The 16,563-nt window shown below is 64.1% G+C and carries 14 protein-coding genes; 9 read left to right on the top strand and 5 right to left on the bottom strand.

Annotated elements, in window-relative coordinates:
• Nucleotides 1-115 precede the first annotated feature (115 nt).
• Entirely contained in the window at nt 116-790 is a 675-nt protein-coding gene (rpe, locus tag C8K44_RS10550; RefSeq protein ID WP_109575751.1) for a ribulose-phosphate 3-epimerase, read from the bottom strand.
• 160 nt (nt 791-950) lie between these two features.
• Nucleotides 951-1,790, bottom strand: coding sequence for a DMT family transporter (locus C8K44_RS10545; protein WP_245417445.1), 840 nt, complete (start codon nt 1,788-1,790; stop codon nt 951-953).
• Nucleotides 1,791-2,010: 220 nt separating this feature from the next.
• Between C8K44_RS10545 and C8K44_RS10540 the strand changes: the two genes are divergently transcribed.
• From C8K44_RS10540 to C8K44_RS10510, 7 genes are all read left to right on the top strand, one after another.
• A complete protein-coding gene (locus C8K44_RS10540; protein WP_109575750.1) occupies nt 2,011-3,036 on the top strand; it encodes an ABC transporter substrate-binding protein in 1,026 nt (341 codons plus the stop codon).
• A 75-nt stretch (nt 3,037-3,111) separates the two neighbouring features.
• Nucleotides 3,112-4,617: a sugar ABC transporter ATP-binding protein gene (locus tag C8K44_RS10535; RefSeq protein WP_109575749.1), complete on the top strand. Its 1,506-nt coding sequence runs from the start codon at nt 3,112-3,114 to the stop codon at nt 4,615-4,617.
• Entirely contained in the window at nt 4,617-5,600 is a 984-nt protein-coding gene (locus C8K44_RS10530; RefSeq protein ID WP_109575748.1) for an ABC transporter permease, read from the top strand. Before C8K44_RS10535 ends, C8K44_RS10530 begins: the two co-directional genes overlap by 1 nt.
• A complete protein-coding gene (locus C8K44_RS10525; RefSeq protein WP_109575747.1) occupies nt 5,597-6,589 on the top strand; it encodes an ABC transporter permease in 993 nt (330 codons plus the stop codon). The genes C8K44_RS10530 and C8K44_RS10525 overlap by 4 nt, the downstream gene beginning before the upstream one ends.
• Nucleotides 6,586-7,599 carry a LacI family DNA-binding transcriptional regulator gene (locus C8K44_RS10520; protein WP_109575746.1) on the top strand — a complete coding sequence of 338 codons (1,014 nt, stop codon included), beginning with the start codon at nt 6,586-6,588 and terminating at the stop codon, nt 7,597-7,599. The genes C8K44_RS10525 and C8K44_RS10520 overlap by 4 nt, the downstream gene beginning before the upstream one ends.
• A 44-nt stretch (nt 7,600-7,643) precedes the next feature.
• A complete protein-coding gene (locus C8K44_RS10515) occupies nt 7,644-8,888 on the top strand; it encodes a Gfo/Idh/MocA family oxidoreductase (protein WP_109575745.1) in 1,245 nt (414 codons plus the stop codon).
• A 266-nt stretch (nt 8,889-9,154) separates the two neighbouring features.
• Nucleotides 9,155-10,027, top strand: coding sequence for a DUF2189 domain-containing protein (locus C8K44_RS10510; protein WP_109575744.1), 873 nt, complete (start codon nt 9,155-9,157; stop codon nt 10,025-10,027).
• 10 nt (nt 10,028-10,037) lie between these two features.
• Here C8K44_RS10510 and C8K44_RS10505 read toward each other — a convergent pair whose 3' ends face one another.
• A complete protein-coding gene (locus C8K44_RS10505; protein WP_109575743.1) occupies nt 10,038-11,330 on the bottom strand; it encodes an RNA polymerase sigma factor in 1,293 nt (430 codons plus the stop codon).
• The gene (locus C8K44_RS10500) at nt 11,327-11,701 is read right to left on the bottom strand and encodes a YciI family protein (RefSeq protein ID WP_109575742.1); all 375 of its coding nucleotides are present in this window, start codon (nt 11,699-11,701) and stop codon (nt 11,327-11,329) included. Before C8K44_RS10500 ends, C8K44_RS10505 begins: the two co-directional genes overlap by 4 nt.
• A 185-nt stretch (nt 11,702-11,886) precedes the next feature.
• Here C8K44_RS10500 and C8K44_RS10495 point away from each other — a divergent pair, with 185 nt between their 5' ends.
• Nucleotides 11,887-13,170 (top strand): 4-aminobutyrate--2-oxoglutarate transaminase, encoded by a 1,284-nt coding sequence (locus tag C8K44_RS10495; protein WP_109575741.1) that lies wholly within the window; start codon nt 11,887-11,889, stop codon nt 13,168-13,170.
• A 206-nt stretch (nt 13,171-13,376) separates the two neighbouring features.
• Here the strand turns inward: C8K44_RS10495 and C8K44_RS10490 are convergent, their stop codons facing one another.
• Entirely contained in the window at nt 13,377-14,609 is a 1,233-nt protein-coding gene (locus C8K44_RS10490) for an FAD-dependent oxidoreductase (RefSeq protein ID WP_109575740.1), read from the bottom strand.
• Nucleotides 14,610-15,221: 612 nt separating this feature from the next.
• Between C8K44_RS10490 and C8K44_RS10485 the strand changes: the two genes are divergently transcribed.
• Nucleotides 15,222-16,526, top strand: a complete 1,305-nt coding sequence (locus C8K44_RS10485; RefSeq protein WP_109575739.1) for an imelysin family protein — start codon at nt 15,222-15,224, stop codon at nt 16,524-16,526.
• The last annotated feature ends 37 nt before the right edge of the window (nt 16,527-16,563 follow it).

Below are 16,563 nucleotides of genomic sequence, written 5' to 3'. Positions count from 1 at the left end.
CCGGACCTTCTCCCCCCGTAATGAAGGGGGAGCAGGAGGCTGGCAGCAACGCCGACGCCCCCCTCTCCCCGTTCTTCACGGGGAGAGGGTAAGGGTGAGGGGCGAGTTCTTTAGCTCAGATCGCAGCCTTGTCCGCAGCAGCGCGGATCGCCTCGATGTTTGCGGCATAGGCCGCAGGCCCGCCCTTGAACACGGCATTGCCGGCGACCAGCACATTGGCACCGGCGGCGGTAACCAGCGGCGCGGTCTCGGGCGTCACGCCGCCATCGATCTCTATGTCGATCGGACGGTTGCCGATCATCGCCTTGACGCGCTTGACCTTGTCGATGACGGCGGGGATGAAGGCCTGGCCGCCAAAACCCGGATTGACGGTCATCAACAGCACCAGGTCGAGCCGGTCGAGCACATATTCGATCACCGATTCAGGCGTCGACGGGTTGAGCGACACGCCGGCCTTCTTGCCGAGATTGCGGATTGTCTGCAGCGAGCGGTCGAGATGCGGGCCGGCCTCGGCATGGACAGTGATGATGTCGCAGCCGGCATCGGCGAAGGCGGCAAGGTAAGGGTCGGCCGGGGCGATCATCAGGTGGCAGTCGAACACCTTGTCGGTGCGGTCGCGGATCGCCTTGATGACGGGCGGGCCGAAGGTGATGTTGGGCACGAAATGCCCGTCCATGACGTCGAGATGGATCCAGTCGGCGCCGGCGGCGACAATAGCCTCGACCTCGTCGCCTAGTTTGGAGAAATCCGACGACAGCACCGACGGGGCGATAAGGGTTTTGTTGCTCACGTTCAGGCCTTTTCGAAAGCGCGATGTTGCGGCTTGCCTAATATCCAGCGGCGCCAATGTCGAGACGCAAGCGCCCCCGTGATGGCCATTGCCGAGGGAAAAGCCCGTCAGGCAAGGCTCCAGGTCCCATTTGTCGTTGCTGTTGGGACCCGCTGCAAAATCATTTCGGCCTGCGGGACAGGATCGCAAGACCTACCCCGCAAAGAATGCACAGGCTGGACAACACCAGTCGCGTGGACAACGACTCCCCCAGCATGGAGGTCGCACCGCTTGCCGCGATGACCGGAACAGTCAGTTGCACGACAGCCGCTTGCGTCGTCGAAAGCCCCGGCAAGGCGCGATACCAAATGGCATAGCCCAGGCCTGAGGCGAGGACTCCCGAAGCCGCCGCCAGGCCAACGCCATGGGGCGTGATGTGATGCGCAAACATCGGCAAGAGTGACAGCGGCAGGCAGATCAGCGCCGAACGGACGAAATTGCCCGCAGTGTCGCCAAGCGGGGTCGCCGATCCCCGGCCGCGCAAGGAATAGACGCCCCAGGCGATGCCCGAAGCCACCATCAGCATGCTGCCGTAGGGATCAGGCGCGTTGAGACCAGGTGCAAGGAGGTAGACGAAAGCTGCGAATGCCAGCACCAGCCCGGTCAACTCGAGACCTGTTGGCCGGTTGCGCTTGACGATGCCCCACGAGATCATGGTCCCTTGGACCGAGGCGAAAAGTATCAGCGCGCCTGTCGCTGCCCCAAGCCGAAGATAGGCAAGCGAGAAAGCCAGTGCGTAGGAAAACAATGCGACCGCCGATGGCCAGTTGCCGGGAACGGCGTGAAACGCGTCGCGCCCGCGCTGCCAGTAGATCAGCAGCATGAGTGCTAGCGCACCCGAGACCAGGCGGATGGCGGTGTAGGAGGCAGCATCGATTGCCGCCCCATCCAATGCCGCACGCGCCAGCAGCGAATTGGCGGCAAAGGCGAGCATCGCCAGGACGGTCAGCAAGATGGTCAAGCGTGGAACCTCCGCAGGCAGCAGACGCAACTTGGCTTGTTCCCAGGCTGGAACCGTCCCGGAACGATCGCCTCAACATATCACGTGCCATGCGGTCGTGGATTCGCCCTGGCGGAAAGAGACACCGATCCAGTCGAAAACCCCTGCAAAATGCCGATTGAAATCGATTACATTTTCTGACTATCATCGGGCGCAGCAGTTTTTGCACCGGGAGGAGTTCATGAAGAAATTTGCAGCATTTGCCCTAACCACCGTCGCGGCGCTGGCCGTGTCGGCGTTCTCGACCCAGGCAGCCGACTTCAAGATCGGCCTCTCCAATGGCTGGGTCGGCTCGGAGTGGCGCACGCAGATGATCGAGGAAGCGCAGGCAGCGGCGGCGGCTTGGAAGGACAAGGGCGTCAATGTCGAGGTCGTGGTGCAGAGCGCCAATGTCGACGTGCCCGGCCAGATCGCGCATGTCCGCAACTTCATCAGCGAGGGCGTCAACGCCATCATCATCAACCCGAACAGCCCGACGGCGTTCGATCCGGTCTTCGCCCAGGCCAAGGAAGCCGGCATCCTGGTGATCTCGACCGACGCGGAAGTGTCGTCGCCTGACGCCACCTATGTCGGCATCGACCAGAAGGCATGGGGTGCGGCAGGTGCCAAGTGGCTCGCCGAAACGCTCGGTGGCAAGGGCAATGTCGTTGCCATCAACGGCGTCGCCGGCCACCCGGCCAACGAGATGCGCGTCGCCGGCTACAAGGAAGTGTTCGGCCAGTATCCCGACATCAAGATCGTCAACGAAGTCAATGCCAACTGGGATCAGGCCCAGGGCCAGCAGGCGATGCAGAACCTGCTTGCCACCAACCCCGACATCAACGGCGTCTGGGTGCAGGACGGCATGGCCGCAGGCGCGTGGAAGTCGATCATCGATGCCAAGAAGCAGTCGTCGATCGCCGCCACCGGCGAAATCCGCAAGGACTTCATCGACCTGTGGACCAAGGACAAGCTGAACTCGGGCGCCTCGGTGAACCCGCCCGGCGTCATGGCCAGCGCGCTCAACGTCGCCGTGCTCATGCTGCAAGGCAAGGAACTGAAAGAGCCGGCAACGGCTGGCCAGTACAAGAACGCCATGTACCTGCCGATCCCGTTCATCGACAGCAAAAATCTGGCCGACGCTGCGAAGGCGGTCGAAGGCAAGCCAGGCTACTATTCCTACACCAGCCAGCTTTCCATCGAAGACGCCGAGAAGCTCTTTAAGTAAGCTTCCTCCCAAGCCGGGGGCGCGTGCCAATCATGGCGCCGCCCCCGGACCGACGTAACTTCGGAAGCCACCACCATGTCCAAAATTGAGCTCCGCGGCGTAAGCAAGGCTTACGGCGCTACCCTTGCCTTACGCCGCGGCGACCTTTCGATCGACGCCGGTGAAGTGCATGTGCTCATCGGCTCGAACGGTTCGGGCAAGAGCACGCTGTGCAAGGTCCTGGCAGGCAGCGTGCGGCCGGATGGCGGCGAGATTTTGATCGACGGCAAGCCCGTCACCATCACCGGGCCGCGCTCGGCGCGCGACCACGGCATCGGCATCTTCTACCAGGAGCTCAGCCTGGCCGGGCACCGCACGGTGGCGGAAAACATCTGCCTGCCCGATCTGCCAGCCACCGCAGCGGGGTTCGTCGATCGCGCCGCGCTGGAGACCCGCGCAGCCCGCTACATCGCGTTGTTCGACACCGTTTCCGGCGATGGCTTTTCCGCCGACACAACCGTCGAGAACCTGCGCGCCGACCAGCGCCAGCTGGTCGAGATCATGAAGGCGCTGGCAACCGAAGCGCCCGTCCTCATCTTCGACGAACCGACATCGGCGCTCGACCGCGCCCAGGTCGACCGCTTCTTCGAAATCCTGCGCGATCTGAAAAAACAAGGCCGCAGCATTATCTTCATCTCGCACCGCATGGACGAGATCTTCGCCATAGGCGACCGCGTCACCGTCATCCGCGACGGCGAGACAGTTGGCACCGAAAAGATCTCCGACACCAACCCGGCCGCCGTGATCCGCATGATGGTCGGTGGACAGGACGAACTCGCAGCAGCCAGCAGCGCGCCACCGGCCGTGGCAGCATCCGGGCGGCCGATCGCGCTGGCGCTCAACGGCCTTTCCGGCAAGAATTTCGCCAATGTCAGCTTCGAAGTCGCCAAGGGCGAGATCCTCGGCTTCGGCGGACTGCACGGGCAAGGCCAGTCGGCGGTGCTGCGCGCCATCTTCGGCGTCAATCCGGTCGCCTCGGGCGAAATCATGCTCAATGGCACTCCTTTCCAGGCAAGGAACCCGCGCGACGCGATCCGGCGCGGCTGCGCATATGTCTCGGGCGACCGTGGCCGCGACGGCGTCATTTCAGGCCGCCCTATCCTCGAGAACGTCACCCCGATCCACTATCTCAGGCAGAAGCTCAAGCTCGCCAGTCCGTCGGCGCTCGCCGAGCGGGTCAAGCCGGCGCTCGAGGCGCTGCACACCAAATTCGGCGGGCTTTCCCACCCGATCAATTCGCTGTCGGGCGGCAACCAGCAAAAGATCGTCATCGCACGCTGGCTGATCGACCGGCCCGACGTGCTTTTGCTCGACGACCCTACCAAGGGCATCGACCTTTCAGCCAAGGCGGACCTGTTTTCGCTGATCCGCAAACTCGCGGCCGAGGGCATGGGCATCGTGCTCTATTCCTCCGAGGACGCCGAACTGCTCAACAACGCCGACCGCATCCTCGTCTTCAATGGCGGCCAGGTGCGGCGCGAACTCACCGGCGCGGACCGTACGCGCTACAATCTCTACCAGGCAGCTTACGAGGCCGCGTGATGACCGCCGCGACCATTTCCCCAAAGCCAGGCGGGCTGAAGCGCCTCGTCGAGCGCTATCCGTTTCTGCCGGCGCTGCTGATCGCGCTGGTTCTGCTCGCGCTCAACGGCTTCTACCAGCCGCGCAGCGTAAGCTTCATCGGCCTCACCGGGCTCGTGAAAACCTATCTCGCGCTGATGCTGCTCGCGGTCGCCCAGACCTATGTCGTCTATGCCGGGGACATCGACCTGTCGGTCGGCGCCATCGTATCGCTGGTCAATGTCGTCATCGTCGTGATGATGGAAAAGATGGGCGGCAGCGGTTTTTCCGTGGTTGCGGCCCTTTGCGTCGGCCTGCTCACCGGCCTTGCCTGCGGGATCGTCAACGGCATGGTGGTCGCTGCGCTCAGGCTGCAGGCGATCGTCGCCACATTCGCCACGAGCATCTTCTTCACCGGCCTCGCGCTCTATGTCATGCCTGTCGCCGGCACGCCGGCACCCGCCGCCTTCTGGCGCACCTATGGCGGCCGTTTCTTCGAAATCCCCTTTGTCTTCTACGCTGCCGTTGTGCTGGCCCTCGTGCTCTACCTCCTCGCCCGCACCCGGCTGTCGACGCAACTCCTGGCGGTTGGCGACGACGCCCAGGCCGCGTTCCAGAGCGGCCTGCCGGTGACGGCGATCCGCATCAAGGGCTATGCGCTGTGCGGGGTGTTTGCGGCACTCGCCGCCTTCTGCATTACCGGCGACACGGCAAGCGGCGACCCGCTTGTCGGCGGCAAGATGACCCTGTTTTCGGTTGCGGCGGTGGTGCTTGGGGGTAGCGCGCTGTCGGGCGGCTTCGGCACGGTCGTCGGCTCGATCATCGGCGCCTTGATCATCGGCCTCATCAACTCGCTCGTCTTCTTTGTCGGCACCCCGTCAGAATGGCAGAACCTGGTCCAGGGTCTCGCCATACTGGTGGCGCTGATGGCGGGCGTTCTCGTTGGCCGGAGGGCACGCGCATGACCGCCACGACGCAAACGCCCTCGGCACCCACGCCCTCGCCCGTGCTTACCTTCCTCAAGCGGCCGCTGGTGGTGGCGCTGATCCTGATCGCAGCCCTGCTGCTGCTCGGCGAGGCGCTGTCGCCGGGCTTCGCCTCGGGCCAGCAGATCCTCAGGCTTTTGATCGTCGCCGCCCTGCTCGGCATCGTCGCTGCCGGACAGAACCTCGTCATCCTTGGCGGCCGCGAGGGCATCGACCTGTCAGTCGGCGGCGTGATCTCGCTGAGCGCCATCATCGCCGGCAACGTCATGAACGGTGCCGACAGCGCGATACTGCCGGCGGTAATCGTCTGCATGGCGGCGGGTGCCCTGATCGGCCTGTTCAACGGCCTGGGTGTCACGCTCCTGCGCATCCCGCCACTGGTGATGACGCTCGGCATGCTCGGCGTGCTGCAAGGGCTGCTGGTGGTCGTGCGAAACGGCATCCCGTCCGGACTCGCAGCACCCGGCCTGTCACGTTTCGTCACCCAGCCCTTGCTGCTCGGCCTGCCTGGCATCATCTGGCTTTGGGTGGCGATCGGGCTGCTCATGGCCTTCATGCTCACCCGCACCGTCTACGGCCACCGCATCTACGCCATCGGGTCGAACGAGCAGGCCGCCCATATGGCAGGCGTACCGGTCAGGCGCATGCGCGTTTCGCTGTTCATGCTGTCTGGCGTCTTCGCCTCGATTACCGGAATCTGCCTCATCGGCTACTCCGGCTCGTCCTTCGCCAATGTCGGCGAGCAATACATGCTCGCCTCGATCATTGCCGTTGTCTTCGGCGGCACGCCCTTGTCTGGCGGCAAGGGCGGCTATACCGGCACCATGGCGGGCGCTGTGCTGCTCGTCATCCTGCAGGGCATCCTGACCACGGTGCATATCGACGAGTCCGGGCGGCAAATGGTGTTCGGAGCCACGCTTTTGCTGCTGATGCTGTTTTATGGCCGCGGAAGGGCGATGCGCGGATGAACGATCGTCCCAAGATCAAGGACATCGCCGTCCGGCTGGGCGTTTCGGCGGCCACCGTTTCGCGCGCGCTCTCCGACAGCGGGCTGGTGGCCGAACCGACGTTGAGCCGCATCCGCGATCTGGCCCGCGAGATGAACTACCGGCCCAATGTCAGCGCACGCAACCTGCGCACGAAAAAGGCGATGGCCGTGCTGATGGTCGTGCGTGACGTCGGCAACCCGTTCTATCTGGAGATCCTGAAGGGCGTCGAGGCCACCGCCCGTGCCGCCGGCTACTCCGTGCTGATGGGCAATACCGAAAACGATTCCGACCGTGAGGTCGAGTATTTCGACATGCTGCGCGACGGCCATGCCGACGGCATGATCCTGATGACCGGCAAGCTGCCGGAACGCGAAGGCTTCCTGGCCAGCGTCGCGGACGCCCCCATCGTGGTCGCGCTCGAGGCCATCGAGAACGCCGGCTTTCCACATGTCCTGATCGACAATCAAGGCGCCGCGCAAAACGCCGTCGAACATCTCATCGGCCTTGGCCACAAGCGCATCGCCCATGTATCCGGCCCGGTGCCCGAGATCATGAGCATCCATCGCCGCGACGGTTATCGCAAGGCGATGGCCGCTGCCGGCCTGCCGATCCCCGATGGCTACGAACCTGTCGGCGACTACCTGCTGCACACCGGCCAGCGCCTGTGCCATGCGCTGTTCGAGCTGCCGCAACCACCGACAGCGATCTTCGTTGCCAATGACGAGATGGCCTTTGGCGTCATCCATGAGTTGCGCAAGCTTGGGCTCGACGTTCCGGCCGACGTGTCGGTGGTCGGCTTCGACGACCTGTTCCTCAGCGAGGCCTTCTACCCGCCGCTGACCACCGTCAGCCAGCCGCGCACCGAGATCGGCCGGACAGCCATGACCATGCTGCTCGACATTCTGTCGGGCGGACTTGCGGCACGCCAGCCAGCGACGATGCCGACGACGCTGAAGATACGCGGCACCACCGCGCCAGCCCCCAAATGAAATCACAATCCCAAGAACTTCATACCGAGACAAGAGGATCGACCATGACCGGATTGCCCAAACAGCGGCTGCGCGTCGGCTTCGTAGGAAGCGGCTTCATCGCGGAATTCCACCTCAAGGGCATGCTGGGCGTACGCAATGTCGACGTTACCGGTGTGTTCAGCCGCAAGGCGGAAAACCGCGCGCGTTTCGCCAATCGTGTTGCCGAATTCGGTCTTGGCGAGTGCACCAGCCACGACAGCCTGGAGTCGCTAGTCAACGCCGACAATGTCGACGCGATCTGGATCCTATCACCCAACTACACCCGCCTCGACGTGATGCGCACGCTGCATGCCGAGGTGAAGGCCGGGCGCAGCAAGGTCATCGCGGTTGCCTGCGAAAAGCCGCTTGCCCGCACCATCGCCGAAGCGCGCGAGATGCTGCGCCTGGCCGAGGACGCCGGCCTCAACCATGGCTACCTCGAGAACCAGGTGTTCTGCACGCCGGTCATTCGCGGCAAGGACATCATCTGGCGTCGTGCCGCTTCGGCCACCGGCCGGCCCTATCTGGCTCGCGCGGCCGAAGAGCACTCGGGCCCGCACGAGCCGTGGTTCTGGCAGGGCGACAAGCAGGGCGGCGGCGTCTTGTCCGACATGATGTGCCACAGCGTCGAGGTCGCCCGCCACCTGCTGACCAAGCCGGGTACCGCCCGCAAGTCGCTCACCGTCAAGCAGGTCAGCGGCACCGTCGCCAATCTCAAATGGACGCGGCCCAACTATGCCGACCAACTCAAGAAGCGTTTCGGCACCGAGGTCGACTACCGCAACCGCCCGTCGGAAGATTTTGCCCGCGGCACCATCCTGCTCGAGGACGAGGAAGGCAACGAACTGGTCATCGAGGCGACGACCTCGTGGGCCTATGTCGGGGCAGGCCTGCGCATCCAGCTCGAACTGCTCGGGCCTGAATATGCGATGGAGTTCAACTCCCTCAACACCGGGCTCAAGATATTCATGTCGCGCGAGGTCAAGGGCGAAGAAGGCGAGGATCTGGTCGAAAAGCAGAACGCCGAACAGGGCCTGATGCCGGTGCTGGAAGACGAGGCCGGCGTCTATGGCTACACCGACGAGAACCGCCACATGGTCGAGTGCTTCCGCAAGGGCGAAACCCCGCTCGAAACCTTCCATGACGGCCTCGCCGTGGTCGAGATCCTGATGGGGCTCTACCGCTCCGCCGAGATCGGCGGCTCGGTCAGCTTCCCGGCTCCCGAGCTCGAAAACTATGTCCCCGTGGTGGCGCGCACGGGCGCCTGAGCCGACCAGCGGTTCGGCCTCGGCAAATGGTTTGTGGCCGGGCCGGCTGCACTGGGATCGCCGCGTTGCGATCCCAGCCGGGAGTCACGTTTCCCTGGTGAGGGGCAAGGCGATCGTGCTCGGCGAACTTCAGCCACCCCGCACGTTCATCCAGGGTCGTCAAATCGCTCGAGACACGCTATGATTTGGCAAGGTGAAGGTCGCGGTTTTGGCGTGACCACTCATGCCAAGCGCAGGCTGCGACCCACCCCAATGGAGGAGTGGTCATGGCAAGTTTCCATGTGTACGCAGGCGCCACCAATACAGTCGAGCATCCCGCCATCCGCCGGATAACGGTCGCGGATGTGTTTGATGCGCTGCGACGTGGCTTCGACGATTTTTGGGAAAAGCCTTCGCACTACGTTTTCCTGTGCCTGATCTACCCGATCGTCGGGGTGTTCCTGATCACATGGACTTCGGGCGGCAACGCCTTCCAGCTCATTTTCCCGCTGATGTCGGGTTTTGCCTTGCTCGGCCCATTCTTCGGAATCGGCCTCTACGAGATCAGCCGAAGGCGCGAGCAAAACCTCGACACGTCCTGGAGGCATGCCTTTGACGTCAGGCATTCGCCGGCCATACCTGCGATGGTTGTCATCGGCATCATGCTGCTCGCGCTTTTCGTCGCGTGGCTGCTGGTCGCGCAGGTGCTCTACACTTCGCTTTATGGGCCGGACGCACCGCAATCGACGGCATCGTTCTTCAGCGATCTCTTCACCACCCAGCGCGGCTGGACGCTGATCATCCTCGGCAATCTGATCGGATTCCTGTTTGCCCTGGTGGTTCTGTGCACCACTGTCGTAGCCCTTCCGCTGCTGCTCGACTGCGATGTCGGTGCCTATGCGGCTATCGAGACCTCGGTACGGGCGGTGATGACCAATCCGGTGCCGATGCTGCTTTGGGGTCTGATCGTCGCGGTCTCGCTGCTGATCGGATCTCTGCCGCTGCTGGCAGGCCTTGCCATCGTCATCCCGGTGCTCGGCCACGCGACGTGGCACCTCTACCGCAAGGTAGTCGAAGTCCCGGCCGGCAAGCAGACGCCTCTGCCACCATCCCCCGACAAAGGCGAGGATGAACACTTCCCCTATTGGCTTCGCGGGTAGTCGCCGGCCTCTACTGCAGCTGACTGCTTGGCGCCTTGGTATTCGCCTTCACCGATTTCGGTGAAGGCGCCGAAAGCCGGTCGAGATGCATGCGGATATGGGCCGCCTCGGCCGCCGTGTTGGCGAGCGCGATCGCCCGGTCGAACGCTTCGCGCGCCTCCTCGGCGCGGCCAAGCTGCATCAGCAGACCTCCCTTGACGCCGAAGAAGTGGAAATAGCCCGCAAGCTTGGGCGCCAGCGGCTCGATCAGCTTGAGCGCTGCTTCGGGCCCGCGCAGCTTGGCAAAGGCTACGGCGCGGTTGAGCGTGACCACCGGCGACGGCGTCATCGATTCCAGCACCGAATAGAGCAGGTCGATCTCGGCCCAGTCCGTATCCTCGGGGCGGGCGGCGCGGGCATGCAGCGCCGCGATCGCCGCCTGGATCTGGTACGGCCCGGAACGGCGATGGCGCATCGCCTTGTCGATCAGCGCAAGGCCCTCGTCGATCAACGACCTGTTCCACAGGCTGCGATCCTGGTCTTCCATGAGCACCAGTTCGCCCTCGGCGTTGAAACGAGCGGCCGCCCGCGCGTGCTGGAGCAGCAGCAACGCTGTCAGCCCCATCACTTCGGGCTCGGTCTGGAACAGCCGCAGCAAAAGCCGCGCCAGCCTGATTGCCTCTTCGCATAAGGGCGCGCGGTTGGCGATCTCGGTCGCACCCGCCGAATAGCCCTCGTTGAAGACGAGGTAGACCATTGCCAGCACGGCTGCGACCCGCTCGGAGCGCTCGACCGGACCGGGTGCCTCGAACGGCACGTCGGCATTGGCGATGCGCGCCTTGGCGCGGGTGATGCGCTGCTCCATGGCGCTTTCGCCGACGAGGAAGGCGCGCGCGATCTGCTTGACCGACAGGCCCGAGACGATGCGCAAGGCCAGCGCCACCTGTTGCGTAGCAGGCAGGTCGGGATGGCAGCAGATGAACAGCAGGCGCAGGATATCGTCGCGGTAGTGCTGACCATCGAGACGCTCGGCGATGCCGGCCTCGACATCCTCCAGGTCAGAAACCAGTTCCTCGGCCGGCAGCGGCGCCTGCTTCGAACGGCGGCGGGCGGCATCAATGCCGGAATTGCGGCCGACAAAAATCAGCCAGGCGGCCGGATCACGCGGCGGTCCCTTTTCCGGCCAGTTGCGCAGCGCGCGCAGACAGGCCTCCTGGAACGCTTCCTCAGCGGTATCGAGATCGCGGAAGTAGCGCAGCAGGGCCGCCACGGCCTGGGGCCGGGCGGAGGAAAGAGCCGTGCTGATCCAGGCCGGGTCGGTCATGCTGTCTCTTTTCCGGGGAAAAACGCGCCTATCGGGCGCAATTCATATGAACCGCCGCCGGGATTGGCGTCGGCAAGCTCCTTGGCGACATCGACGGCATCGTCGAGCGTCTCGCAGTCGACGACATAAAAGCCGAGGAACTGTTCCTTGGTTTCGGCGAAGGGGCCGTCGATGATCAGCGGCTCGTCCTTGGCCTTGCGCAAGGTGGTGGCCGCCGTCGTCGGCATCAGCCGCGCCACAGGGCCGAGCCTGCCCTGATCGCGGAGCTTGCCGGTGACCACGGCGAGCCGCGCCATGACTTCGTCGTCCTGCTCCTGGGACCAGGCGCAGACGACGTCTTCGTTGTTGTAGCAAAGGATGGCGTAGAGCATCGATTCAGTTCCTTCGTGACTAGGACGCGCGACTATGGGCCATTCCGACATGGCCTCGGCATTTTTTTGCAGTCAGGAGGCCCAATGTCTTCGGCCATCGTGACGGCTTGTACAAATCCAGGAGAGGTGCAGATATGGCGTCGGCCCAGTGCGTGCAAGACGCCTCAAAGGTTGGAGGACCAGCGATGAAAAACGCAGAAATCTCACGGCGCAAGATGAACACGATCGCGCGCGGCGTCGGCATGACGACGCAGGTCTATGCCGACCGCGCCGAGAACTCCGAGATTTGGGATGTCGAGGGCAGGCGCTACATCGATTTCTCCTCTGGCATCGCCGTGGTCAACACCGGCCATCGCCATCCGCGCGTCATCGAAGCGGTGAAAGCCCAGCTCGACCGCTTCACCCACACTTGTCATCAGGTCGTGCCCTACGAGAGCTATGTCAGGCTCGGCGAGCGGCTGAACGCGATCGCGCCGATGAAGGGCGACAAGCGCACGGTCTTCGTCACCACCGGTGCCGAAGCGGTCGAAAACGCGGTCAAGATCGCCCGCAACGCCACCGGCCGCCAGGCGGTGATCGCGTTTGCCGGCGGCTTCCACGGCCGCACCTTCATGGGCATGGCGCTGACCGGCAAGGTTCAGCCCTACAAGGCCGGCTTCGGCGCAATGCCCGGCGACGTATTCCATGCGCCCTTCCCGGTGCCTTTGCATGGTGTCAGCACGTCAGATGCGCTGGCTGCGCTCGACCGGCTGTTCAAGGCCGATGTCGATCCCGCGCGAGTGGCTGCCATCATCATCGAACCCGTGCAGGGCGAAGGCGGCTTCTACGAGGTGCCGCGCGACTTCATGACCGCGCTGCGCAGGATCTGCGACCAGCACGGCATGCTTTTGATCGCCGACGAGGTGCAGACCGGCTTCGCCCGTACCGGCAAGATGTTCGCTATGGACCACCACGACGTCGCGCCCGACCTGATGACCATGGCCAAGAGCCTTGCCGGCGGCTTCCCGCTTGCGGCAGTGACCGGCCGCGCCGAGATCATGGATGCGCCCGGACCCGGCGGGTTGGGTGGCACCTATGGCGGCAGTCCGATCGGCGTCGCGGCGGCCCACGCCGTGCTCGACGTGATCGAGGATGAAAAACTGTGCGATCGCGCCAACCAGCTCGGCGCCCGGCTCAAGCAGCGGCTTGAATCGTTGCGCGACGAGGTGCCCGAAATATCGGACATCCGTGGCCCCGGATTCATGAACGCGGTCGAGTTCAACGATGCCAAGAAGGGCACGCCCTCGGCGGAATTTGCCAACGCCGTGCGGCTCAAGGCTCTGGAAAAGGGCCTGATCCTGCTCACCTGCGGCGTTTACGGCAACGTCATCCGTTTCCTGGCGCCGATCACCATCCAGGACGACGTCATGACCGAGGCGCTCGACATACTCGAAGCCTCGATCCGCGATAGCCGGACCGTCGCCGTTTAAGCCGGCGGCAGGGCGGCGAACGAGGGAATGCAACGGCGCGGCGCTTCAGTAGTCCTCATGGTGAGCCTGTCGAACCACGAGGGCGCTTGGCGCTGTGTCCTGTTTGCCCCAAAACCCGTGGTTCGACAGGCTCACCATGAGGGTTTTGGGGAAGCCCTTAGACAAGCCCAGGTCCGGATGATGGGCGGCGCGACGAGCGCGAAGTCTTAAGCTGGAGGCAAGGCGGCGAGCGCCGCCTTCAGCGCCTCGGCCCCGCCCGCGACCTGCTCGGCCGTCGGCGAGAAGCCGAGGCCCAGCATCTTGCGGCCAAGCATGTGGTCGGCCGGACGGTTGACGGATTCGATGGCGACAAGCCGGTCGCCGATGAAGTGGAACACCGAGAATCGATTGTCCGCGGTCTCGCCCGACAATATCTGGCGGTCGCTGCCGGCGGCCAGGCCGACCATCTGCAGCTTCATGTCGCCAATGTCGGACCAGAACCACGGCACGGCTGCGTAGCTGCCATCATGGCCGACGATCGTACGGGCGGCCAGTTTGGCCTGGTCGGTGGCATTTTCGACCGACTCCAGCCTAACGTCGCCGCCTGTCTGCCAGTGGCGGTAGCTGGCATTGTCGCCGATGGCGAGGATTTCAGGCGCCGAACTGCGCATCGCCTGGTCGACCCGGATGCCATTGGCAATGGTCAGCCCCGCAGTCTCGGCGAGCTCGACATTGGGAACGACGCCGATGCCGACGATGACCATCTTCGCCGGCAGTCGTTCGCCCGCCGACGTCAGCACGCCGGCGACATGGCCGTCTTCGCCTTCGATGCGCTCGACCGTGGTCTTGAGCAGGATGCGGATGCCCGAGGCAGCGAGGCGCTGGCGCACATGCTCGGCGATCAGCGGAGCGACGGCACGGCCCAGCAAACGGTCGAGCGCCTCGACGACGGTGACACGACGGCCGCCCGCGGACAGGGTTGCGGCGATCTCAAGGCCGATGAAGCCGCCGCCGATGACAACGATTTCTTCGCACGCAACACTTTGGTCACGGATCAGCCGCGCGTCGGCGACCGAGCGCAGCGACAGGACACCGGCAAGATCGGCGCCCGGCAGAGGCAGGATACGCGGGCGCGAGCCGGTGGCCAGGATCAGGTGGTCATAGGCAAGATTGCCGCCGCCGGCGAGTTCGAGCCGGCGCGAAGCGGCATCGATACGCTCGACCAGCGTTCCGGGCCTGAATTCGATGGTGTGGCCGGTGTAGAATGTTTCGCCGCGCAAGGGCTGTGGCTGGGCAGCGGCATCCTTGATGAAGGTCTTGGACAGCGGCGGCTTGTGATAGGGCAGTTCCTTTTCGTCGCCGATCAGCAGCACGGGACCGTCATAGCCCTCTTCGCGCAGGCTGGCGGCGGCCTGGACGCCGGCATGGCCTGCACCGACAATAACGACACCGTTCTTCATGCCCGCCTCGCTGTTGGGGAGTTACCGGGGAAATGGCCGTTGGCCCTCGTGGCCGCAAGGGGCCAAAGACGAATTTTGGGTGACAGCCCTCCATCGGCCTGTCAAGCGGCCGGCGGTTTTTGGCTGGCGGCAGCCCGGCTGAGAGCCGCTACGCGTTGTCGCAGGGGTTGCGCATCAAGAGACCTCGGCCGTGCACGCGCAGCTCGACAAATCAAGGGGTTGGCGGTTTTCACGTCTGGGCAAACTGGACAATCGCAGTTTAGAATTATTCTAAACTATTGATCCGACTACGTTTTTCGCCCGGGCCGCGTTGACTTTTCCCGCCATAACGCTTTTATGAGGCAGTGCTTTACAGCGCCTGTCTTTGATGTCTGGGCCTTTAACCCTTTCGATTGGAGTTATCGGGTGCCTGCCTTCGTCGAACCGCGCCAGTGCGCGCGTGCCTGCAGCATGGTTGCGTTGCGCCCCAATTGGGCCTCGAACCGCGCGCATGTCCGGAGCCGGGCCACCCCAGAGCTTTCATTCGAATCCATGCTGCCGGTCCAGCAAAGTGCTGACGGCACACGATTTTTCGGCGCCTGCCGGCGCCAACTGGTTCACTGAGGAGAGACCATGCCTGCATCCATCTCGCGCAACCGTCATTACGCCAGGCTCGCCGCCATTGCGGCAACGACCGCGCTGACCGCCGCGATCTTCGTGCTGCCGGCCAAGGCGGCAACCGACGCCAAGGCGGTTCTCACCACCTATTCCGACATTGCGCTCGCCAAATACGAGGACTCGCTGACAACGGCCAAGGCGCTCGACGCCGCTGTCGAGGCGCTGATCGCCAAGCCGTCGGCGGAAACGCTCAATGCGGCGCGCGAAGCCTGGAAGGCCGCGCGCATCCCCTACCAGCAGACCGAAGTCTACCGCTTCGGCAATTCCATCGTCGACGATTGGGAAGGCCGCGTGAATGCCTGGCCGCTCGACGAAGGCCTGATCGACTATGTCGACAAGAGCTACGGCACCGAGTCCGACGAAAACAAGCTTTACACCGCAAATGTGATCGCCAACCCGTCGATCGAGATCAACGGCCAGAAGGTCGATGCGTCGAAGATCACGCCCGAGTTCCTCTCCGGCACCTTGCAGGAAGCCGGCGATATCGAGGCCAATGTGGCGACCGGCTATCACGCCATCGAGTTCCTGCTCTGGGGTCAGGACCTCAACGGCACCGGCCCGGGCGCCGGCAATCGGCCCTATACCGACTACGACACCGCCACCTGCACGGGCGGCAATTGCGATCGTCGCGGCCAGTATCTCAATGCCGCTTCCGACCTGCTGGTTGCCGATCTCGAAGAGATGGTCGGCAACTGGAAGGCCGACGGCGCTGCCCGCAAGGCGCTGCTCGACGGCGAGACCAAGACTGGCATCTCGACCATCTTCACCGGCATGGGTTCGCTGTCTTACGGCGAACTGGCCGGCGAGCGCATGAAGCTCGGCCTGCTGCTGCACGATCCGGAGGAAGAGCACGACTGCTTCTCCGACAACACCCATATCTCGCACCTTTATGATGCGGTCGGCATCCGCAACGCTTACCACGGCAGCTACACGCGCATCGACGGCTCGGTCGTTAAGGGTCCGTCGGTGTCCGACATGGTCAAGGAGGCCGACGCCGCGCTCGACACCGAGCTTTCGGGCAAGCTGGACACGACGGTTGCCAAGATGGAAGCGATCCAGGCCCGCGCGGTTGGCGGCGAGGCCTACGACCAGCAGATCGGTGAAGGCAATGCCGAGGGCAACGCCACCGTGCAGGCGGCCATCGACGCGCTGGTCGACCAGACCAAGTCGATCGAGCGTGCCGTTGCTGCCCTGAAGCTCGACGCGATCGCGTTCGAAGGTTCGGACAGCCTCGATTCCCCCGACAAGGTCTTCCAGTGAAGACCCACGACGCCTAAATTTCTCTAGCCAAACGGCG

Origin of the sequence: Aminobacter sp. AP02, assembly GCF_003148805.1 — a bacterium.
Taxonomy (GTDB): domain Bacteria; phylum Pseudomonadota; class Alphaproteobacteria; order Rhizobiales; family Rhizobiaceae; genus Aminobacter.
This window is presented reverse-complemented; position numbering and strand designations above follow the sequence as displayed.

Excerpts from the sequence above, each read along its gene's own strand:
- C8K44_RS10530 (WP_109575748.1), top strand. The coding sequence starts at position 4,617 with ATGACCGCCGCGACCATTTCCCCAAAGCCAGGCGGGCTGAAGCGCCTC.
- C8K44_RS10500 (WP_109575742.1), bottom strand. The coding sequence starts at position 11,701 with ATGCTCTACGCCATCCTTTGCTACAACAACGAAGACGTCGTCTGCGCC.
- C8K44_RS10520 (WP_109575746.1), top strand. The coding sequence starts at position 6,586 with ATGAACGATCGTCCCAAGATCAAGGACATCGCCGTCCGGCTGGGCGTT.
- C8K44_RS10535 (WP_109575749.1), top strand. The coding sequence starts at position 3,112 with ATGTCCAAAATTGAGCTCCGCGGCGTAAGCAAGGCTTACGGCGCTACC.
- C8K44_RS10525 (WP_109575747.1), top strand. The coding sequence starts at position 5,597 with ATGACCGCCACGACGCAAACGCCCTCGGCACCCACGCCCTCGCCCGTG.
- C8K44_RS10495 (WP_109575741.1), top strand. The coding sequence starts at position 11,887 with ATGAAAAACGCAGAAATCTCACGGCGCAAGATGAACACGATCGCGCGC.
- C8K44_RS10540 (WP_109575750.1), top strand. The coding sequence starts at position 2,011 with ATGAAGAAATTTGCAGCATTTGCCCTAACCACCGTCGCGGCGCTGGCC.
- C8K44_RS10510 (WP_109575744.1), top strand. The coding sequence starts at position 9,155 with ATGGCAAGTTTCCATGTGTACGCAGGCGCCACCAATACAGTCGAGCAT.
- C8K44_RS10515 (WP_109575745.1), top strand. The coding sequence starts at position 7,644 with ATGACCGGATTGCCCAAACAGCGGCTGCGCGTCGGCTTCGTAGGAAGC.
- C8K44_RS10485 (WP_109575739.1), top strand. The coding sequence starts at position 15,222 with ATGCCTGCATCCATCTCGCGCAACCGTCATTACGCCAGGCTCGCCGCC.
- C8K44_RS10505 (WP_109575743.1), bottom strand. The coding sequence starts at position 11,330 with ATGACCGACCCGGCCTGGATCAGCACGGCTCTTTCCTCCGCCCGGCCC.
- C8K44_RS10490 (WP_109575740.1), bottom strand. The coding sequence starts at position 14,609 with ATGAAGAACGGTGTCGTTATTGTCGGTGCAGGCCATGCCGGCGTCCAG.